This is a genomic window from Winogradskyella haliclonae, assembly GCF_014635865.1.
Classification (GTDB): Bacteria; Bacteroidota; Bacteroidia; order Flavobacteriales; family Flavobacteriaceae; genus Winogradskyella; species Winogradskyella haliclonae.
The window spans coordinates 652,946-675,031 of sequence record NZ_BMDQ01000001.1; the positions used below are offsets into that span (position 1 = coordinate 652,946).

Below are 22,086 nucleotides of genomic sequence, written 5' to 3' on the forward strand. Positions count from 1 at the left end.
ATGCACTTAATAGAGACTGGTTTAGAAGGTTGTTATGTTTTAAAACCTAAAATATTTGAAGATCAAAGAGGATATTTTTTTGAAAGTTATAACCAGAAAAAGTTCAAAGAATTAACAGGGATTGATGTTAATTTTATTCAAGATAATCAATCAAAATCCTCTAAAGGGGTTTTGAGAGGCTTACATTTTCAGAAAGGAGAATTTGCTCAAGCAAAACTAGTTAGAGTAGTTAAAGGATCCGTACAAGATGTAGTTGTAGATTTAAGGCCAAAATCAAAAACATTTGGCAATTATTTTTCAATTGAGTTATCTGAAAAAAATAACACTCAGCTATTTATTCCAAAAGATTTTGCTCATGGGTTTTTAGTACTTGAGGACGATACGATTTTCAGTTATAAGTGTAATAACTATTACAACAAACAAAGTGAAACAGGGATTATTTATAACGACATTGATTTAAATATTAATTGGAAAGAAATAGGTGTAAAGTATAAACTTTCGGAAAAAGATTTGAAACTAACTAAACTCAAAAGTCTTTTTCTATGATGTCGGTTTTGGTTATAGGCAAGGATAGTCAACTAGCACAGTGTATTATGGACTGTGAAAAAAACTTCCCGGAAATTGATTTTAGTTATAAAGATTCCAAAGAACTAGACATTACCGATGAAAAATCAGTAAAAAAAATCTTTGAAGACTATACATTTAATTACTGCATCAATTGTGCAGCATATACTAATGTAGATAAAGCAGAAACAGAGCCCCTAAGAGCTAAAACCGTAAATACTATTGGGGCTCAAAACATTGCAAGAGCATGCAAAGTAAATGGAAGCATTCTTATTCATATTTCTACTGATTTTGTTTTCGATGGAGAAAAGAAGACACCATATATAGAAGAAGATTATACAAACCCTATCAATGTATATGGTAAAACCAAACGAGATGGAGAATTAGAGATAGAGAAGACGTTAGAAAAGTATTTTATAATTCGTACATCATGGCTTTATTCACAAAAAGGCTCTAATTTTTTAAAAACGATTTTAAGAATAGCAAAGGAGCGAAAAGAAATTAGTGTAGTAAATGACCAATTTGGAAGCCCCACTTATGCTCTAGATTTAGCTCATTTAACACTAAAAATTATAAGTTCAAAATCGAATAATTACGGGACGTACCATTACAGTAACCTAGGGAAAATAAGTTGGTATGATTTTGCTTTAGAAATTTCTAAAACTTGGAAATTAGACCTAAAGATAAATCCAATAAAGGCTAAAGATTACATCACTCATGCCGTTCGCCCAAGCTATAGCGTCTTAGACTCATCTAAAGCTCAAAAGTCTTTTAACATTAAGGCCATTAAATGGAATGAGAGTTTACAGAAGTGTTTCCTTAACTACAATTAAGGTTTTGTATTAGTATATCTTGAAAAATAAACGATATTTGCAAAATTAATGTATTAAGAGTTTACACTTCCTTTAGCTTCTCTTTTAAAGCATGTATTAAGGAAGAGTATACTCACTAACTATTGATAAAAAACATGAGTCATAAAATAGCCATAATTGGTTTAGGGTACGTCGGATTACCATTGGCAGTAGAATTTGCAAAAAAATATAAAGTCGTAGGCTTTGATATTAATAAAGATAGAGTTGATGAACTCAAAGGGGGTCATGACCACACATTAGAAGTGAGTGATGAAGATTTATCCAAAGTGTTAAATAGTGAAGGTAGCAAAGGGCTAGATTTAACCTTTGATGTCAATGGAATTAAGAATTCTAATGTTTTCATTGTCACTGTGCCTACACCAGTAGATAGAAATAATAGACCTATATTAACACCACTTATTAAAGCATCAGAGACAGTTGGAAAAATTTTAAAACCCAATGATATTGTTATATATGAGTCTACAGTTTATCCTGGAGTCACTGAAGACGAATGCGTACCTGTTTTAGAAAGGCATAGTGGACTGACATTTAACAAAGACTTTTTCTGTGGGTATTCTCCTGAGAGAATAAACCCCGGGGATAAGAAACATACTGTTGCTAATATTAAAAAAGTTACATCCGGGTCAACACAAGAAATAGGTAAAATAGTTGATAACCTATACAAATCAATAATTACCGCGGGAACACATTTAGCGCCAACTCTAAAAGTTGCTGAGGCTTCTAAGGTTATAGAAAATGCGCAAAGAGATGTAAACATTGCTTTTGTTAACGAGCTAGCTATTATTTTTAACAAGTTAGGAATTGATACTCATGATGTTTTAGAGGCCGCTGCAACAAAATGGAATTTTCTTTATTTTAAACCAGGACTTGTAGGAGGACATTGCATTGGGGTAGACCCTTTTTATTTAGCACAGAAAGCTCAAGAGGTTGGTTATCACTCCGAAATAATACTTGCAGGTCGTCGCTTAAACGACAGTATGGGAGAGTATGTTGCTACTGAAATTCTTAAGCTAATGGTTCTGAGTGACATACCAGTTAAAAAAGCTAAGGTCTTGATGTTGGGTATTACTTTTAAGGAGAATTGCCCAGACATAAGAAATACAAAAGCAATTGATGTTTATAAATCATTAGGTCAGTATGGAATGCTTGTAGATGTGTACGACCCATGGGCAGATTTTAATGAAGTAAAGAATGAATATGGAATAGATATGATATCTAATCCGTCAAGTGATTATGATGTTATTGTACACGTAGTTGCACATAAAGAGTATGAGGAGTTGGATTTTGATTCCATAAAAAAGACAAATGGCGTAGTTTACGATGTTAAAGGAAGCTTACCAAAAGAAGTAGCAAACAAAAGATTGTAATAAACATGGAATACTTTGCCCACGAAACAGCTGTCATTGATGATAATGTTATTATAAAAGCAGGCACTAAAATTTGGCATTTTTCTCACATTATGCCAGACTCTATTATTGGTAAAAATTGTAATATCGGACAAAATGTTGTTGTTTCACCTGGAGTAATTTTAGGAGATAATGTAAAAGTTCAGAATAATGTCTCAATCTACACGGGAGTAATTTGTGAGAATGATGTATTTCTTGGGCCATCTATGGTTTTTACAAATGTTATTAACCCAAGAAGTGCGGTTAACAGAAGAAATCAGTATTTAAAAACCGTTGTAAAAAAGGGAGCTTCTATAGGCGCTAATGCTACAATTGTTTGTGGAAATGATATTGGTAATTTTGCTTTTATAGGAGCAGGAGCAGTTGTGACAAAAGAGGTTCCGGATTATGCTTTAGTTGTAGGCAATCCATCAAGACAAATTGGATGGATGAGTGAATATGGCCATCGACTAGAGTTTAACGACTTAAACATAGCAATATGTCAAGAAAGTCAAGAAAAATATAAGTTAGAAAATAATAAAGTAATTAAAATACAGGAGGATTAATGAAGAATTTTGCATTAATTGGAGCATCTGGTTATATCGCCCCAAGACACCTAAAAGCAATAAAAGATACAAACAACAACCTTCTTGCAGCATACGACAGGTTTGATAGTGTTGGTATAATAGATAGTTATTTCCCTAATGCCGATTTTTTTGTTGAATTCGAGAGATTTGATAGGCATCTTGAAAAATTAAAGTATGAAAAGAGTATTGATTTAGATTACGTGAGTATTTGTACACCTAACTACCTCCATGATTCTCATATTAGAATGGCTTTAAGAAGAGGTGCAGATGCCATTTGTGAAAAACCATTAGTATTAAACCCTTGGAATATAGATTCTTTGGCTAATATTGAGAGAGAAACAGGGCAAAAAGTATATAATATACTACAGTTAAGAGTTCATCAAAGTATAATAGACTTAAAGAAAAAGATTGATGCGGCGCCAAAAGACAAAGTTTTTGATGTAGACTTAACATATCTAACATCACGTGGAAACTGGTATTATACATCTTGGAAGGGTGATGTTTCCAAATCTGGAGGTATAGCCACAAATATAGGTGTTCACTTTTATGATATGTTATCATGGATTTTTGGCGATGTTAAAGAAAACATTGTTCATGTTCACGAGCATGATAGAGCGGCAGGATATTTAGAGCTAGAAAGAGCTCGTGTAAGATGGTTTTTATCAATAAATGAAGATGTGCTACCAGACGATGTTAAAGCGAAAGGGCAACGCACCTTCAGATCAATTACTATTGAAGGAGAAGAGTTAGAATTCAGTGGCGGGTTTACAGATTTACATAACCGTGTTTATGAAAGTATTCTAGATGGAAAAGGTTACGGCTTAGAAGATGCTAGACAAGCTATAGAAATTGTTCATAATATTAGGCATTCTGAGCCCAAAGGATTGGTAGGAGATTATCACCCTTTTGCTAAAAAACCACTTTCTAAACACCCTTTTTCAAAATAAGCACATGTTTATTCTCTTATAATAAACTTGTGTTTATTTTTAGAATTGATAAATTCATCTGTATGAATAATGTTTATTGGTACAGAATCTCCAAGGTTGCTTTTAATTGATTTTAGTATAAAACTTTCTTGTTCTTTATTATAAGAAGCCCCTTTTAATAACCTAATTTCTAAAGATTGATTCTTTTTTTGAATGATTTGATATTTTAAAACATCAATTTTACCCATTAAGACTGTAAATACAGGGCTTCCTACAGTTTTGCCATTAAGTTTAATATAATCAGTCGTTCTTCCTTTTAAATCTGTTAAAACATGCCTTGAGTTTGTTTTACTTTTTATTTGAGTTGCATAATCACCTGTATCATATCGTATAAAAGGGAAAGCGTAATTATATAATGAAGTTGCAATAATTCTTCCATTTTTATTGAATACATTTTCTGTTGTACCATCCTCTACAATCTCTAAAATAGCTCTTTCAGTATCAATAACAAACTCATTTTCAACTCCCAATTCGTATGCAGATACGCCACCATCGTTAAGCCCATAGTTATTATACAGTTTAGTACTAAAGGCTTTTTCTATTATCTTTCTTTGACTAGGCAATAACATTTCTGCGGTAGAAAAAACAGATTGAAATTTTAATTTCTTATTGTTTTCAATACAATATTGCGCAAAGAGACTTAAAGAGCTTGCATAACCTCTTAAAAATTTAGGCTTCCATTTTTTTAATTCTTTATATATGTTACTTAAGTCATTATCATCTACGCCAAAAGAGGAGAATTTTTTATAATTAAGGATTTGATTATTTATTCTTGATTTAAAGGTTGTTTCATTTTTCACCAAAGACCCTCCAGCTATTACCGCAATTTTATCACCTGGATAATACCCCCCATAGCCTAAACCCCTATAAAGTAAACCTGTTCCTATAGAATAATCTTCAATACTCATTTTATATTTTAAAGAAGTTCCTGTTGAACCTCCAGTAGATCCAGCTACACTTTTAACCGAATAGTTAGATGGAAAAAAACCGTTATAATTTTTTAGTATAGTTGATTTATCTAGTATAGGTATTTTGTTAAGATCCTCTAAGGATTTAAAATCATTGAGACTTAACCCTAGTTCTTTAAAAAGACTAGTGTAGTAAGGAATATTTTTTTCACAAAACTCAAACAATTTTAAAAAAGCCTTTAGCTGTTCTTGCTCAAGAATTTTGATAGAATCATCTGTTTGTAGTTTAAATTTTTCATATAACTTAAAATCTTCTCTTCCCTTAAGTTTGTATGAAATTTTAATTAATAATGAAGTGTTTTTCATTTTTTGAAAGCTTTATCAATACTACCAATAAGGTAGAGTTAAATATAAAACCAACTATTCCATAAAAAATTACTGAATAAGAAGGGTCATTAAAAAATCTGTAACCACAATATAGAGCAATGAATCTTGAAACAAACAAGAGAAACTCATATAAAAAATAAATTTTTTGTTTATTGAAAATTAAAATAATCGAACTAATAGGTGAAGTCAAGAAAACCATAAAAAACCAAGGCACTAAATATTTGGTGTACTCTCCAGCAATTCTCCATTCTTCTCCAAAAACAAAAGCAAAAATACTCGGAGAATAAAAATATATTACTGTGTAAGGAATAATTCCAATCAGAAATAATTTTTTTAAAATTCCTTTAGTCAATGAAAAAATAGATTCTCCATTGTTATATTTTTTACTTGCCTCTCTAAAAAAAACTTGTTGTAAAGATGCGATTATCATACCCATTGGGCCTTGAACAATTCTTACAGACCAAGAGTAAAACCCTGTTGCTTTAGCATTAAAGAAATTTTCAAGCAAATATAAAGGCAGATTATTAGAAATTGAGTTAAGTAATGCATTTGGCATTGTGTAAATGGGGTAATCTTTATATTTAATTAATGTAGTTTTTAATTCACTTTTATTGAATGGGAATAATTTAGGAGAAAGCTTTATTGACAATAAAAACAGATAAATAGAAGAGAACAAGGCTCCAACAAACCTGCCTAATACTAATCCGGCAGAACCTAAAATAGATAAACTCACTTGGATAAAAGCCATAAAAACACCTTGAGACACTTTTCCTTTAGAAATAGAAAGGTATTTGTCATTTCTGTTTAACCAAAAACTGTAAACTTGGAAAACTACAATAAAGAAAGATGTTAGTGGGATTAAAAAAATCCAATTAGATATTGTTGACAACCCAAGAAAAGTACTTATTTGATTCTTAAAAAATAAAAGTGCTAAAAATGATATTGTACTTACTATTATAGAAAAATAGAAAGCTAATTTTACCACATTAAAACTGTCTTTCTTATGCTTTGGTATTAAGATAGCTTGTTCTAATCTGCCAGAGCTAAGTATGGCTAAAATATTTGAAGTAGCAAAGAATATTGTATAAACACCTATCTCTCCCGGAGTGTACATTCTGGTTAAAAGCGGACTTATTATTATTGGGATTGCTTGAGCTAAAGCAGTACCGCTTAACAGGGTGATTACATTTTTTAGAAATGTCTTTGAATTCAAATGAGATATCAATAAGAATGAGATACAAATTTATCTAAATAATTCAATTATAAGCTGTATTCATAATCTATAAAACTATAAATTTGCTTATCAAATGCAAACAATGAATATTATTGAAGGTTTAAAAGAAAAAGGAGCTGCTTATTTGTTAGTGATGTTTTCATTTTGTTTGCCTTTAAGCCAGCGCTTGTCCACAGTAGTAATTCTTTTATCCGTATTATTGTCATTGGTTTTTTTAAAAAAATCAAAATTTCTATTTAAAAAGGAATTACTTTTTTTGGTAGGGCTTTATTTCGTATATACTCTATCACTTATATACACTGAGAATTTTGGCTTTAAATATTTTGAACAAAAAGCATCATTATTAGCGTTCCCACTAATATTTTTTCTAATTGGAAAGAAGCTATCAAAAAATACTACTGAAAAAATCTTATCTTTTTTTGTTTATGGCTGTGTTTTGTCGGGACTTTATTGCTACTATATAGCCTTAACAAATTCAATATCTTTTATTGATGGTGCGTTAACTTTTCGACCTCAAGTTAATGCAGATTCTGGATTTTTAGAATCTTCGATTCGTGGAGGCAATCATTTCTTTGGATCTTTTTTTTCTTCATTACATCATACTACTTATTTTGGAATGTACATTAATTTGGCGATAGCTATTTTGTTGTTTAAAAAACCTCTATTTAGAAATAAAATAATAAGGCTAAGCTTTTTGGTGTTTTTAAGTATAGTTTTAATACAAGTTTCTTCTCGAGCAGGTTTAGTAACATTACTGATTATTTATGTTTTTTATTTGTTTAAATTTTTGAGTAGACTAAAGTTTTTTACTCTTTTAACTCTAGTACTAATCTCTTCATTTATGGTATCTCAATTTAATCCTAGAATAAAAAAAACAGTTGATAATCTTATAGATAAAGGGCTAAATTTTGACAATGAAGATATTGGTAGTATGTCTCAAAGGTTTATGACTTGGGATGCATCATTAGAAATCATAAAAAAGAACCCGATTGTTGGTGTAGGTATTGGAGACACCTATAATGAGTTAAAACAAGTATACAGACAAAAAAGATATATTTACCCTTACAGAGAAAGATTAAACTCTCATAATCAGTATTTACAACTTTTAGTAGAGTGTGGAGTCTTTGGATTATTATTGTTTGGTTTTACTATAAAAAATCTAATAGTCAGACGTAAATCTAGAGATAGTAATTATATTATTACATGCTTTATAATAATTATTGTGTTTAATAGTTTTTTTGAAAGTATTTTAAATCAATATTCTGGACTAGCTTTTTTCTGTTTTTTTTATTGCTTATTTATGTTTTATAAAAGCCCAACTAAAATATTAAAGAAAGACATACAATATGCTAAAGATTAAGCTAAATATTAGGTTTTATTTTGTTGCATATTTCTTTATGCTACTATTTTTATACTATTATAAAATAGTCACTTATCCTACTTGGAATTATTTTGCCTACCTAAATGATTCTAAGTTTGATTTTTCTTTTTTCCGTTTCCTAATAGTAGTTCCTTTGTTCTTTTTTAACTTAAGAACACTTCTAAAATTAGATAAAGAAAAAATAATATTTGCAATTGCAGCTTTATTATTTATGCTACTTACCATACCCTCTTTAATTTCGGCAATATCTAAAAACCTGTACCCTCTAAAACTATTGATATATCATCAAGCTTTATTTTTGGCTGTAGTTTATTTTTCTAGAGTTAAAATCCCTCTTCATAAAATCCCTACAGTTAATAAAAAACAAGCATTGCTTATTTTATTTTTGCTATGTTCCTTAGGAATAATACCTTATTTAATTGCCTATGGACCATATATAAACCTTAAAAACCTTCTTCTTATAGATGTTTATGAAACTAGATTGAATGTCAGAGGAATAAACAACCCTTATTTTGGCTATACATATTCTTTATATACAAAAATATTATTACCACTATTAATTGTTTTTGCTTTAGAATTAAAAAAGTGGTGGATTGCAATTATTGGAGTGTTGTATGTTATTCTTTTTTATCTTTTTGGTGCTCACAAGACAGTATATTTAGGGTTAATTGTAATATTAATTTTTTATAGGTTTACATATTTAAAGACCATAATAAAGCTTATAAAAATATCTAATATATTAATCGTCATATCTGCAGTTTTGGCTTTTTTTAAATTTGATTATTTGTGGATATTATTATTTAGAAGAGTACATTTTACTCCAGCAATTTTAGATTTACAATATTTGCAGTTTTTTGAGGGAAAGCATACATATTGGTCTCAATCGTTTTTAAATTTTATTAAAGACTATCCTTTTGAAAAACCCTATACAAAACTTATAGGAGAATATTATTTTAAGAATCCAGATATGAATGCTAACAATGGACTAATTTCCGAAGGGTTTATGAACTTTGGCTCTATAGGTGTTTTGGTCAATATATTAATAGTTTCAGTATATTTTATGATACTTAGTAACTTAAATATTAAATACAGATATTTTGGTATTTATTTATTGGTAGTATTAGCTTTTATAAGTTCTTCTACCTTAACTGTCCTACTTACACACGGAGCGTTTGCATTATTAATTTTATCAATTTTTTTGCTTAATGAAAAAGAAGGTTAAAGTATGTCATATCACATCTGTGCACACGAGGTATGATGTACGAGTTTTCATAAAAGAGTGTATAAGTATAGCTAAAGCTGATTATGACGTGACTCTAATCGTTGCAGATGGGTTGGGTGATGAACATATTTTTAATGTTAATATAATTGATGTAGGAAAGGAAAAAGGGCGATTTAGTAGGATTTTGCGAAGTAGCAATAAGGTATATAAAAAGGCAAAATCAATAAATGCAGATATTTACCATTTTCATGACCCAGAGTTAATGCTTTACGGGTTAATGCTTAAGAGTAAGACTAGAAAAGTTGTTTATGATATTCATGAAGACTTGGCAAAACAATTAGAGATTAAGCCATGGCTTAATAAATTTTTAAAGCCAATTTTCATAAAGTTGTTCAAAATTATAGAGGGTTTTGTAGCTAAAAAAATGGATGGCCTAATAGTGCCACAGCCATATATGAAACACAAATATTTAAAATATAACTCTAATACCGTTTTAGTCGAAAACTTTGTAATTCTTGATAACAAGAACCCTGAAATTGAAGTCGATTATTCGACAACTACGGCGTTCCATGCTGGCGCATTAACCGAAGAGCGTGGATTACTCAATATGCTTGAGGTATACTCTAAAATAAAGGAACCGAATCGCTTAATTTTGGCGGGTAATATTAATTCTAAAACACTAAATGAGTTAAAGAATTTTGAGGAGTATGATAATGTAGACTACTTAGGCCTAATACCATTTAATGAAGTAAGCAAATACTATAAAACATCTTCAATAGGTCTAATTTTATATAATAATGTAGGTCAGTATTACCTATCGTATGCCATTAAGTTATTTGAATACATGAGAAATGGAATTCCTGTCATAATGCCAGACTTTGGAGAGTGGAAAGCGTTTAACAAGGAAAATAATTGCGGTATAAATGTTGACCCTACAAATCACGAAGAAGTTGTTAAAGCTATTGAATATTTAAATAATAATCCTGAAGAAAAGAAAAAACTTGGAGCTAATGGGCGCAAGTCTGTCATAGGTAAGTACAACTGGAATTTAGCTGAAAATAGATTATTAAACCTATATCAGAACTTATAATTCACCCAGCTTAATTTAATTCTTATTAAGGGCAATTTGATCTACTTCGGATTTACTTAAACCTCTTTTATAAAATCTAAAATTATCATAAACCCCTGGCGCACCATACTTCATAGAATTATGCATGCCTAACAATAAGTCTGAGGAGTTGTTTAATAATTCACCTTCAATTGTTCTATTATTTAAGACCTTACCATTTACATAGAGCTTCATAGACTTTCCATCATAAGTTCCAATAATGTTATACCAGTTTTCAGGGAACCATGTATCTGGTTTTGTTCTTATAGAATTGTATTTTCCATTTATAACCAGACCAAATCTAAAAGAACCCCTTACTTTATCACTAGGGTGTTCATTACCAGTAGCACCTATATAATATTGAGGCAGAGTAGAATCTTCTGAGTCACTAGGTTTAATAACAATAGGGTCATTACCACTTCCCTTAAAAGATATTGGCTTATACCAAACGGATATTGTCAGTTCCTTCTGGGAATTAAGCCCATCCAAGTTAAAAGCTTTTACATGGTCAGCGATACCGTCAAGATATATAGCAGATTTTTCGGCTCCAAAACGATTTGCTACATACTTTCCAAATACATCGTCGTTTTCGTTTTCGTTTCTAATTCCATCAAATAGCATTGAGTATGTAAGGTCTTTTATATCAACTATTTGCTCCTTAACGATTGCTTTTTTTGTTATTGGCTCTATTTTTTCTTCTTTCTTTTCTCCACAAGAAAACATAAATACAATTGTCAGTAAAGAAATAATTTTTTTCATATTATTATATTAAATGGATTAATTTAAACTTATGTCATCCTTATAAACCCAAAACTAAGTTTTATATTTTATTTTTGAAGAAATTTTTTTTATGATATCGAAATTTAAAAACGTTTTAGTATTAGCACCTCACACTGACGACGGAGAATTTGGTTGTGGTGGCACGATTTCTAGATTAATTGACCAAGGAGCCACTGTACATTACGTCGCATTTAGTTGGTGCGAAGAGTCCGTGCCTCAAGGGTTTCCTAAAGATATCTTAAAATCAGAGGTAAAAAATGCAACATCAGTTCTTGGAATAAAACCTGAAAATTTGCATATTTTAGATTATAAGGTAAGATATTTTACATCTAAAAGGCAAGAGATTTTAGAAGATTTAATTCTATTTAGGAAGAAAATTAATCCGGATTTAATTTTTATTCCATCGATAAACGACGTTCATCAAGACCATATGACCATTGCTACAGAAGCTGTAAGAGCATTTAAAAATAGAAATATATTATCTTACGAGCTACCATGGAATAATTTTAAGTTTTCTATGGATTACTTTTTTAAATTGTCTGAAAATCAAGTTCTAACTAAACTAAACTCATTAAGTCAATACAAATCCCAAATAGCAATTAGAAACTATGCATCTGAGGATTTTATAAAAGGATTAGCTAAAGTAAGAGGAACACAGGTGGGTACAGAATATTGTGAAGTTTTTGAAGTTGTAAGAATAATATCGTAAAATGGTAGAGATAAATAAAATATTAGAAAAAATTAATTATCATAGCTTTACTGGAAACAGGAAACTAACTATAAAAAGTGTAATCCCTATAAATGAGATTAATAATGTTAGCGATGCATTAAGTTGGTGTGGGGATAAAAATTCGCATTTGCTTAATGATATAAACACTGATTCCTTGGTTATTGTTAGCAATAAAAATGATAATGTCTCTAAATTAAAAAATTACCTAGTTGTTGAAAACCCAAGACGAGCTTTTCAAGAGGTTTTAACAATGTTTTTTAGTAGAGAGAGAACGCCATCTGTGAGTAAAAGTGCTTTTTTAGCAGATAACGTTAAAGTAGGAAAAAATGTTTTCATTGGCCACAATGTTGTCATTGAGGAAAATTGCATAATAGGAGACAACACAACAATACTTCACAATACAACTATTTTATCAGATACAATTATTGGTAGCGGAGTTACTATAGGCTCTAACAACACTATTGGAGGCATAGGTTTTGGTTATGAGAAAAATGCTTCGGGTGATTTTGAATTAATACCGCACATAGGCAATGTCATTATCAAAAATAATGTAGATATAGGAAATAATACATGTATAGATAGAGCTGTGCTTGGCAGCACTGTTTTAGAAGAAAATGTAAAAATAGATAATTTAGTGCATATTGCACATGGGGTTGTTGTGGGACGTAACTCTGTTGTTATAGCAAATGCAATGGTCGCAGGGAGTGTTAAAATTGGAGAAGACTCTTGGATTGCACCATCATCTTCTATTTTAAATAAAAAAGAAATAGGAAGTAATGCCTTAGTGGGTATGGGTGCTGTTGTAACTAAGAGTGTTGAGGATAATACCATTGTTGCGGGAAACCCTTCAAGATTTATAAGAAGTATTGGGAAATAATAATAAACACGTTTGGTTAATAAATCAATATGCAACCACTCCAGAATTAAATGGAGACGGTCATAGACACTATTATTTGGCAAAAGAATGGCAGAAAAAAGGCTATGACGTTACTTTAATTACATCTTCATATTCTCATATAGGAAAAAGAAATAATCATTTCAAAGGTTTTTTTAAAATCATTAATAATGATATAAGAACTGTTTTAATTAAAGGAAATAAGTATAACAACACTAATGGAATTTCAAGAATGATGAGTTGGGTTGTGTTCTCATTCTTACTTTTTTTTATCCCTACTAAAAAGCTGCCAAAACCCGATATAATTATTGTATCATCAATATCATTATTACCAATATTAAATGTTCACTTTCAATTAAAGAAAAAATTCAAGCAATCAAAGTTCATCTTAGAAATAAGAGATATTTGGCCACTTACAATACTTGAAATAGGGAATTACAGTTCAAAAAATATGCTTATTAAATTTTTAAGCTACGTAGAAAAACTAGGATACAAAAAAGCTGATTATATAGTCTCTCTTTTAATGGACGCAAATATCCATATAGAAAATATACTAGGACACAAGAATTTCAGATACTCATGGATTTCAAACGGGTACAACCTAGAAGATACTTCATATTATAAACCCTTGGATTCTAACCTAAAAGAAAGAATACCTAAGAACAAATTTGTAATAGGCTATGCAGGTGCTTTAGGCACAGCTAATGCAATGGAAACAATAATAGATGTATTAAAATCATTAAAAGAAGAAGATATAGTTCTTTGTCTTATTGGTGATGGAAATGAAAAGGATAATTTAATAAAAAGAGCAAATAACAACTCCAATACAATTTTTTTGAATTCTGTAAACAAAAATCAAGTCCAATCTTTTCTAGAGGAGTGTGATTTACTTTTTTTTAGTTCAAAAAACATAAGTATATACAAGTATGGTATATCTGCAAATAAAACATTTGACTATATGTATGCCTCAAAGCCTATTATCCTTAGCGCCCCTACAAAAAACAATGCTATTGAGTTGGCAAAATGTGGTAGTGTAGTACCAGCAGAAAATCATGAAGAATTAAGACAAGTAATCTTAGAGTACTACAATAAACCCATCAAAGAAAGACTCTTAATGGGAAATAATGGAAAAGAGTATTTACTTAACAACTTCACATACCAAGCTTTAGCTTTAAAATATATAGAAATCTTCAAAGAGTTTTATGAAATCAGGTGATTTTAAAATAACTAAAGTTATAGGTGTCTTAGTTATCTTACTCTTTGCTTTAGAGGCCTTTGTTACTGTATATACACAACTTATAGATTATAATAAAGTAAGAATACTAGGTATATATAAAGTAACATTTCAAGTAATCATATTATTTTTAATAAAATATAAAAATCTCAACAAAAAAATCCTTTATTTATTAATAGGATTCATTTTTGTTTTTTGCATAAGTACTTTATTAAACCCGTTGTTAAATCATAACTTTATATGGCTTCTAACAAAAGGAAGTATTTATTTTTTTGATAGATACATACTAATAATTTTGTTTGCTTTAATGTTATTGTCAAGGAAAAATCAAGTAGATATTGTAAAAACGTCATTTAGGTACATCGAGATAATATTGTTGGTGAATTCTGCAATTATCTTATTTGCCTTTTTATTTAATCTTGATTTTTTTAAATCTTATATTAATTCAAATAGATTTGGTTATGACGGCTTGTTTAATAAACCAAACGAGATTAGTATAGTTTATATAATTTATATAGTTTATTTGTACTATAAATCTTTTGTAGACAAAACTAAAACCCCCATCTTGTTTATAACGATTTCAATCATTTCTCTATTATTAGGGACAAAGTCAATACTTCTTTTCTTTTCTTTATTATTTATATTTCATTTTTTATTCATATTCAATGGCAATAAATTTGTTAAGAGAACAGCATTAGGATTGGTTATAGTGGTTTTATTTTTTTTTAATACTATAATAAAATATTTTTTTGGATTATTTAGTTTTTGGAGTAATATTGAAGATATTAATGTTTTAACTTTACTATTGTCTAATAGAGATGTTTTAGTTTGTCAGAATATTAAATATTTAAATTCCAATTGGAGTACTTTTAACTATATAGTCGGAGGAGGTTTTTATACAAATGATTTTGTAATCTCTCAGATGGATGGGATAGATTTATTTATTTTTTTTGGAATAGCCGGAATGTTAATTTATTGTTTAATGTTGGGGCAAATTTTTATTAAAAAAAATAAAATTACAAGCGGTCTGATTATTATTGTTTTCACCTGCAGCTTTTTAGGAGGAGGGTTGTTAACAAGCGCAATCTCAATGATTCTTTTATTATTTGTATCAACCTTATTAAATAGTAAAAGAAGCGATGTATAAAAACGTATTTAAACGAGTATTAGATTTTATATTTTCATTAATTGGTATTTTGACCTTAAGCTTATTATTTATTACAATTTCTATAGGATTAGCTTTCTACAATAGAGGGACTCCTTTTTTCTTCCAAAAAAGACCAGGAAAAGATGAAAAAGTGTTTAAAGTCATAAAATTTAAAACTATGACGGATAAAAAAAATAATAAAGGCCAATTGTTACCAGATTCAGAAAGACTTACAAAATTAGGAGCCTTTATTAGAAAGACATCACTGGACGAAATTCCTCAATTAATTAATGTTTTAAAAGGGGATATGAGCATCATAGGGCCAAGACCATTATTGCCAGAGTACTTGCCACTATATAATGATTATCAAAAAAAAAGGCACGACTTAAAGCCTGGAATTACAGGATGGGCTCAAGTAAATGGTAGAAATGCAATTAGTTGGCAAGAGAAATTTAATTTTGACGTTTGGTACGTAGAAAACGTAAGTTTTATTCTAGATTTAAAGATATTTTTTTTAACAGTAATTAAAGTTTTTAAGTCTGAAGGAATCAACAATGCAGGAGAAGCGACAACAACACCATTTAAAGGAAATGAATAAATTTTATCTTTACGGAGCCAGCGGTCATTGTAAGGTGATAATTGATATAATTAAACTTAATGGAGGCGAAATATGTAAGATTTATGATGACGATAGCTCTAAAACAAAGTTTTTAGACTTTAATATTATAAACAATTTTTCTGAAGAAGACATTCAATCAAACTTAATTGTAACAATTGGAGACAATACTATTAGAGAAAAAGTCGTAAGAAAAATAAATAAAGATTGCTTTACTTCTATCAAACATCCAAGTGCTATAGTAGATCAAACAGTTACAATAATGTCAGGCACTGTAGTTATGGGAGGAGTAGTAGTAAACTCTTCATCGATAATAGGAAAACATTGTATAATAAATACATCTTCATCTATAGATCATGATTGTGTGATAGAAGATTTTGTACATATTTCCCCAAACTCAACACTTTGCGGAGGTGTAACTATAGGACGAGGCTCTCATGTGGGAGCCGGAAGTGTCATAATTCAAGGCGTAAAAATTGGTAAAAATGTGACTATTGGAGCCGGAAGTGTCATAATAAATGACATACCAGATAATGTAACTGTAGTTGGGAACCCTGGAAAAATTATCAAAAAATAAAATAATGAATTCTAAAATATGGTTATCCTCGCCGCATATGGGTGGAACAGAAAGAGATTATGTTAATCAGGCATTCGACACAAATTGGATAGCTCCATTAGGCCCAAATGTTTCAGGATTTGAGGCCGATATTGAACAGTATATTGGAGAAAATAAGCATGTAGCCTGTTTATCCTCTGGGACAGCTGCAATTCACTTAGCATTAGTACAACTAGGAATTGAGCATAATGATGAGGTGATATGTCAAACATTTACGTTTTGCGGCTCTGCAAATCCAATAATTTATCAGGGCGCAAAACCTATTTTTGTAGATTCCGAAACAGACACTTGGAACATGTGTCCAAATCACCTTGAAGACGCATTAAAGGACAGAATTAAAAAAGGTAAAAAACCTAAAGCAATTATTATTGTTCACCTATACGGAATGCCTGCAAAAATGGATGAACTTTTATCAGTTGCAAAGAAATATGAAATCCCTGTTATTGAGGATGCTGCTGAAGCATTAGGGTCAACTTATAAGCACAGAAAATGTGGAACTTTTGGTGATTTTTCCGTCTTGTCGTTTAATGGAAATAAAATTATTACCACATCTGGTGGTGGCGCATTAGTAAGTAGTTCAGAAGAAGAAAAACAAAAAACTATTTTTTACGCAACCCAAGCTAGAGATAATACACCTCACTATCAACACAACAAGATAGGGTATAATTACAGAATGAGTAACATAAGTGCAGGAATAGGAAGAGGACAGATGGAAGTATTAGATAAGCATGTTGGGTTAAGACGCAATATGAATGTATTTTATCAAGAGGTTTTTAGAGAAATTGATAATGTAAAAGTATTTAAGGAGCCCAATAATAATTTCTTATCTAACCATTGGCTTAGTTGTATTACAATAGAAGAAAAAGGTAATTTAACTAAAGAGAGTTTGCAAAAATCAATGGACGCTTCAAATATTGAGACCAGACCTTTATGGAAACCAATGCACCTTCAACCTGTATATAAAGACGCGTCTTATTACGGCAATAATGAAAGTCAAATATTATTTAATAAAGGATTGTGCTTACCAAGTGGCTCCAACTTATCAGATGACGATAGAAGTAGAATTTCTGAGGTAGTAAGAAGTTTTCTGTAGAGACATATTTTTTAAATTTCTCTATTCCCATTATAATTAAGATATTTGCAGATACTAAAAAGAGCAAACCCAAAGATGTACAAAAGGTTTAAACAAGCATTATATCAAGTATTAGAGTCTAGTAAAAAAAGACTAGATTTTAAAAATATTGGATATTTACCTAGATGGGCAATTTTAGGTTTTGATTCTACCATTATATTTATTTCACTTCTAGTAGCGAAATTGGTAGTTAGTAAGATTAAAAACCAGCCCTTTGAACTTTCTTTTTCTACTACAGAAGTCGTAATAATATCTGTTAATATTGCTTTTTTTATCCTATATAGAACCTATGCAGGACTTATAAGGCATTCTACATTTCTAGATGCTGTCAGATTTTTGGTAGCTACAATATCTACTCTCATTACTATTCTTGTAGTATATTATATCAATTATCTCTATAATTCTACTGAGATTATTTTCATTCCTTCATTATTAATATATGCTCTTATCTCGTTTTGTGGGTTATTTTTATTCAGGGTTATAGTAAAACAAATATTTGAAGTTTATTTAAATTTCAGTAACAAACAGAATGAACTCAAGGTATTAGTTTATGGTACAGATGAGAATGCAATAGCTATAGCAAACGCTTTAAAGTCAGAAAAACCAAATAGATTCTCGGTACTCGGCTTTATAGATAAAGCGGAAAAGAATAAAAGCAAGCAGATATTAGGCCTGCCGATTTTTAATATAAATCGCAACATAGCTGTTACATTGCGTATTCATAGTGCTCAAGCCCTTATACTTGCAGACAAAGAAATTTCAAAAGAAGAAAACATTGCTATTATTGATAAATGTTTAGATTATAACCTAAAAGTCTACAGGGCTCCATTATTATCTGATATAGAAGAAAATAAGAATATTACGAGTCAGATAGAAAAAATTCAGATTGAAGACATACTAGAAAGAGCGCCAATTAAACTTGACAATAAGCTGGTAGCAAAAGAGATATTTAACAAATGTGTCATGGTTACAGGAGGCGCCGGTTCTATTGGTAGCGAAATAGTAAGGCAAGTTGCAGGCTATAAACCTAGCAGATTAATCATCTTAGATCAAGCTGAATCTCCATTATACAATGTACAAAATGAGATAAAAAACAATTTTCCTAAACTCACCTATAAAGCTGTAATATGTGATGTTAGAAATATTGAAAAGATTAGGAAAATTTTTAATAAATATAGACCAGATGTTGTATATCATGCTGCAGCATATAAGCATGTGCCGTTGATGGAAAACTATCCATCTGAAGCTGTATTCGCTAATGTTTTAGGCACAAAGAATGTTGCAGATTTATCTCAAGAGTTCGGCACGGAAAAATTTGTTATGGTATCAACAGATAAGGCCGTAAACCCTAGCAACGTTATGGGAGCATCAAAGCGTATTGCCGAAATATATGTACAAGCGTTACAAGAAGACAATAATAAAAGCCTCAAGAAGACCACAGGTTTTGTAACAACTAGATTTGGTAATGTTTTAGGAAGCAACGGGTCTGTTGTCCCACTATTCAAAAAACAAATTGAAGAAGGAGGTCCAGTAACTATTACGCATCCAGATATTATACGTTATTTTATGACAATTTCTGAGGCTTGTCAGTTAGTTTTAGAAGCTGGAGCAATGGGTAATGGAGGTGAGATTTTTATATTCGATATGGGTAAGGCGGTAAAAATCATTGATTTAGCTAAGAAAATAATTAGGCTAGCAGGTTATACACCTAATAAAGATATGTCTATTAAAATTATTGGGTTAAGACCTGGAGAGAAGTTGTATGAAGAGTTACTTAACGACAAAACAACAACATTGCCTACATACAATGAAAAAATAATGATTGCTAAGGTAAACACACAAGGTATCACTCAAATAATGTCGGATATAGAAGAACTTATTGATATTTCAAAAAAAGGAACCAAAGGTGATATTGTGAAAAAAATGAAAACCATAGTACCGGAATTTGTAAGCATGAATTCAGACTATGAAAAGTTTGATAAAAGAAAAGAAAAAGCAAGTTAATTTATGAATATTACGGTAGTAGGAACGGGTTATGTAGGCCTTGTAACAGGAACTTGCCTTGCCGAAACAGGCAATGATGTAATCTGTATAGATATTGATGCCGATAAAATAGCTAGAATGAAAAAAGGTGAGGTTCCTATTTACGAACCTCATTTAGATATCATTTTTGAAAGAAACATTAATGCAGGTCGTCTTAACTTTTCAACGTCACTTCAAGATGGTTTAGACCATGGCGAAATTATTTTTTTAGCATTACCAACTCCGGAAGATGAAGATGGCTCTGCTGATTTAAAATATGTTCTTGGTGTGGCCCAAGATATAGGAAAACGCATTACCGAGTATAAAATTATTGTAGATAAAAGTACAGTGCCAGTAGGAACATCAGAAAAAGTTGAAGCTGCTATTTCTCAGCACACAAGCGTTGAATTTGATGTGGTAAGTAATCCAGAATTTTTAAGAGAAGGTTTTGCTGTTGATGATTTCCTAAAACCCGAACGAATAGTTATTGGCTCAAGTAGTGAGCGCGCTATCGAAAAAATGAAAAAACTGTATAATCCATATGTGAGGTCTGGAAATCCGATTATCATTATGGATGAGAAGTCAGCCGAACTTACAAAATATGCGTCAAATGCATTTTTAGCTACCAAGATTACGTTTATGAATGAGATTGCCAACTATTGCGAAAAAGTTGGTGCTGATGTAGACAAAGTTAGAATAGGAATGGGAACAGATTCAAGAATAGGAAAACGTTTCCTTTTTCCGGGAATAGGCTATGGAGGTTCATGTTTCCCAAAAGATGTAAAAGCACTTCATAAATCCGGTGCTGATTTAGACTATGATTTTAAAATTCTAAATGCAGTCATAGATGTTAATAGCAAGCAAAAGCTAGCCCTAATACCAAAGATAAAGAGATATTTTAATAATGATTTACATGGGAAATCCATAGCCATTTGGGGATTAGCATTTAAACCAGAAACCGACGATATTAGAGAGGCACCTTCTTTAGAAATCATAAATACACTTTTAAAATACAACTGTAATATATCTGTATATGACCCTGAGGCAATGCCCAATGTGAAGCAAAAATTAGGGGATAAAATCTCTTACGCTGAAAGTATGTATGATGCTCTAAAAAATGCAGAAACATTAATAATATGTACAGAGTGGAGTGTGTTTAGAACACCAGATTTTAAAAAGGTTAAAGATTTAATGAAAGGCCAGTCCATATTTGATGGAAGAAACCTTTATGATATTAAAGATATAGAAAAAGAAGGCTTTGATTATATATCAATAGGGAGATAATGAACTCTAAAAAAAGTATATTAATAACTGGAGCTGCAGGGTTTCTCGGGTCACACTTATGTGATAGATTTATTCGTGAAGGTTTTTTGGTTATTGGAATGGATAATTTTATTACTGGTGATAAAAAAAACATTTCTCATTTAGAGCATCATTCAAATTTCAGGTTTATAGAACATGATGTCACAGAGTTTATTAAAATTGATGAGAATTTAGATTATATACTTCATTTTGCATCACCAGCAAGTCCTATTGATTACCTTAAGATACCTATCCAGACATTAAAAGTAGGATCTTTAGGTACTCATAATTTGTTGGGTTTAGCAAAAGCTAAAAGAGCAAGAATCCTTGTTGCTTCTACATCTGAGGTATACGGAGACCCATTAGTTCACCCTCAGCCAGAATCTTACTTTGGTAATGTTAACTCAATTGGCCCAAGAGGAGTTTACGATGAAGCCAAACGTTTTCAAGAGTCTATCACTATGGCCTATCATAGATTTCATGGATTAGATGTTAGAATAGTTAGAATATTTAATACATACGGTCCTAGAATGCGATTAAATGATGGGCGGGTTATTCCAGCATTTATGGGACAAGTATTAAGAGGGGAAGATTTAACTGTTTTTGGAGATGGTTTGCAGACGCGTTCTTTCTGCTATGTAGATGATCAAATCGAGGGCATATTTAGACTACTATTTTCCGACTATTCTTACCCAATTAATATTGGAAACCCTAATGAAACAACAATACTAGACTTTGCTAAAGAGATTATTAGTCTTGGCAATTCTACCCAAAAGATAGTATATAAGCCATTGCCTCAAAATGACCCATTACAAAGACAACCGGACATTACACTCGCTAAGAAACTATTAAATTGGCAACCAAAAATACATCGAGAGCAAGGCATGAAGATTACTTTTGATTATTTTAAAGGCTTAACACAAGAGGAGTTGTATAAAAAGGAGCATAAAGACTTTTCTACTTATAATAAACATTAAA

Annotated in this window: 21 protein-coding genes; 18 read left to right on the top strand and 3 right to left on the bottom strand. The window is 30.6% G+C overall.

Translation table 11 applies throughout. From position 1 onward, the window contains the following. The 5 genes from rfbC (at position 1) to IEV10_RS02990 (ending at position 4,355) form a co-directional block, all read left to right on the top strand. Positions 1–546 carry a dTDP-4-dehydrorhamnose 3,5-epimerase gene (gene rfbC / locus IEV10_RS02970; RefSeq protein WP_188373204.1) on the top strand — a complete coding sequence of 182 codons (546 nt, stop codon included), beginning with the start codon at positions 1–3 and terminating at the stop codon, positions 544–546. Beyond that, positions 546–1,397 carry a dTDP-4-dehydrorhamnose reductase gene (gene rfbD / locus IEV10_RS02975; protein ID WP_262890108.1) on the top strand — a complete coding sequence of 284 codons (852 nt, stop codon included), beginning with the start codon at positions 546–548 and terminating at the stop codon, positions 1,395–1,397. The genes rfbC and rfbD overlap by 1 nt, the downstream gene beginning before the upstream one ends. A gap of 134 nt (positions 1,398–1,531) precedes the next feature. Further along, complete coding sequence (locus tag IEV10_RS02980; RefSeq protein ID WP_188373206.1) at positions 1,532–2,803, top strand: nucleotide sugar dehydrogenase; 1,272 nt, start codon at positions 1,532–1,534, stop codon at positions 2,801–2,803. 5 nt (positions 2,804–2,808) lie between these two features. After that, on the top strand, positions 2,809–3,387 hold the full coding sequence (locus tag IEV10_RS02985) for an acyltransferase (protein ID WP_188373207.1): 579 nt from the start codon (positions 2,809–2,811) through the stop codon (positions 3,385–3,387). After that, complete coding sequence (locus tag IEV10_RS02990; protein ID WP_188373208.1) at positions 3,387–4,355, top strand: Gfo/Idh/MocA family protein; 969 nt, start codon at positions 3,387–3,389, stop codon at positions 4,353–4,355. The genes IEV10_RS02985 and IEV10_RS02990 overlap by 1 nt, the downstream gene beginning before the upstream one ends. 8 nt (positions 4,356–4,363) lie before the next feature. On the opposite strand, the gene IEV10_RS02995 is transcribed toward IEV10_RS02990, so the two are convergent. Both IEV10_RS02995 and IEV10_RS03000 read right to left on the bottom strand, forming a co-directional pair. Then, positions 4,364–5,668: a phenylacetate--CoA ligase family protein gene (locus tag IEV10_RS02995; RefSeq protein ID WP_188373209.1), complete on the bottom strand. Its 1,305-nt coding sequence runs from the start codon at positions 5,666–5,668 to the stop codon at positions 4,364–4,366. Beyond that, complete coding sequence (locus tag IEV10_RS03000; protein WP_308694002.1) at positions 5,643–6,914, bottom strand: lipopolysaccharide biosynthesis protein; 1,272 nt, start codon at positions 6,912–6,914, stop codon at positions 5,643–5,645. The genes IEV10_RS02995 and IEV10_RS03000 overlap by 26 nt, the downstream gene beginning before the upstream one ends. Positions 6,915–7,005: 91 nt before the next feature. Between IEV10_RS03000 and IEV10_RS03005 the strand changes: the two genes are divergently transcribed. From IEV10_RS03005 to IEV10_RS03015, 3 genes are all read left to right on the top strand, one after another. After that, on the top strand, positions 7,006–8,283 hold the full coding sequence (locus IEV10_RS03005) for an O-antigen ligase family protein (RefSeq protein ID WP_188373211.1): 1,278 nt from the start codon (positions 7,006–7,008) through the stop codon (positions 8,281–8,283). A gap of 319 nt (positions 8,284–8,602) precedes the next feature. Continuing rightward, on the top strand, positions 8,603–9,526 hold the full coding sequence (locus tag IEV10_RS03010) for a hypothetical protein (RefSeq protein ID WP_188373212.1): 924 nt from the start codon (positions 8,603–8,605) through the stop codon (positions 9,524–9,526). After that, entirely contained in the window at positions 9,510–10,616 is a 1,107-nt protein-coding gene (locus tag IEV10_RS03015) for a glycosyltransferase (protein WP_188373213.1), read from the top strand. The genes IEV10_RS03010 and IEV10_RS03015 overlap by 17 nt, the downstream gene beginning before the upstream one ends. A 15-nt stretch (positions 10,617–10,631) precedes the next feature. Here IEV10_RS03015 and IEV10_RS03020 read toward each other — a convergent pair whose 3' ends face one another. Beyond that, positions 10,632–11,393 carry a LamG domain-containing protein gene (locus IEV10_RS03020; RefSeq protein WP_188373214.1) on the bottom strand — a complete coding sequence of 254 codons (762 nt, stop codon included), beginning with the start codon at positions 11,391–11,393 and terminating at the stop codon, positions 10,632–10,634. 91 nt (positions 11,394–11,484) lie between these two features. Between IEV10_RS03020 and IEV10_RS03025 the strand changes: the two genes are divergently transcribed. From IEV10_RS03025 to IEV10_RS03070, 10 genes are all read left to right on the top strand, one after another. After that, entirely contained in the window at positions 11,485–12,123 is a 639-nt protein-coding gene (locus IEV10_RS03025; RefSeq protein WP_188373215.1) for a PIG-L deacetylase family protein, read from the top strand. 1 nt (position 12,124) lies between these two features. Further along, the gene (locus IEV10_RS03030; protein WP_188373216.1) at positions 12,125–13,021 is read left to right on the top strand and encodes a UDP-3-O-(3-hydroxymyristoyl)glucosamine N-acyltransferase; all 897 of its coding nucleotides are present in this window, start codon (positions 12,125–12,127) and stop codon (positions 13,019–13,021) included. Beyond that, positions 13,011–14,255 carry a glycosyltransferase family 4 protein gene (locus tag IEV10_RS03035; protein ID WP_188373217.1) on the top strand — a complete coding sequence of 415 codons (1,245 nt, stop codon included), beginning with the start codon at positions 13,011–13,013 and terminating at the stop codon, positions 14,253–14,255. Before IEV10_RS03030 ends, IEV10_RS03035 begins: the two co-directional genes overlap by 11 nt. Next, complete coding sequence (locus IEV10_RS03040; RefSeq protein WP_188373218.1) at positions 14,242–15,420, top strand: O-antigen ligase family protein; 1,179 nt, start codon at positions 14,242–14,244, stop codon at positions 15,418–15,420. The genes IEV10_RS03035 and IEV10_RS03040 overlap by 14 nt, the downstream gene beginning before the upstream one ends. Beyond that, complete coding sequence (locus tag IEV10_RS03045; RefSeq protein WP_188373219.1) at positions 15,413–16,018, top strand: sugar transferase; 606 nt, start codon at positions 15,413–15,415, stop codon at positions 16,016–16,018. The genes IEV10_RS03040 and IEV10_RS03045 overlap by 8 nt, the downstream gene beginning before the upstream one ends. Further along, a complete protein-coding gene (locus IEV10_RS03050; protein ID WP_188373220.1) occupies positions 16,011–16,613 on the top strand; it encodes an acetyltransferase in 603 nt (200 codons plus the stop codon). Before IEV10_RS03045 ends, IEV10_RS03050 begins: the two co-directional genes overlap by 8 nt. 4 nt (positions 16,614–16,617) lie before the next feature. Next, the gene (locus tag IEV10_RS03055) at positions 16,618–17,745 is read left to right on the top strand and encodes a DegT/DnrJ/EryC1/StrS family aminotransferase (RefSeq protein ID WP_188373221.1); all 1,128 of its coding nucleotides are present in this window, start codon (positions 16,618–16,620) and stop codon (positions 17,743–17,745) included. A gap of 75 nt (positions 17,746–17,820) precedes the next feature. Then, positions 17,821–19,788 carry a polysaccharide biosynthesis protein gene (locus IEV10_RS03060; protein WP_188373222.1) on the top strand — a complete coding sequence of 656 codons (1,968 nt, stop codon included), beginning with the start codon at positions 17,821–17,823 and terminating at the stop codon, positions 19,786–19,788. Between the two features lie 3 nt (positions 19,789–19,791). Further along, entirely contained in the window at positions 19,792–21,090 is a 1,299-nt protein-coding gene (locus IEV10_RS03065; protein ID WP_188373223.1) for a UDP-glucose dehydrogenase family protein, read from the top strand. Further along, positions 21,090–22,085 (top strand): UDP-glucuronic acid decarboxylase family protein, encoded by a 996-nt coding sequence (locus IEV10_RS03070; protein WP_188373224.1) that lies wholly within the window; start codon positions 21,090–21,092, stop codon positions 22,083–22,085. Before IEV10_RS03065 ends, IEV10_RS03070 begins: the two co-directional genes overlap by 1 nt. The last annotated feature ends 1 nt before the right edge of the window (position 22,086 follow it).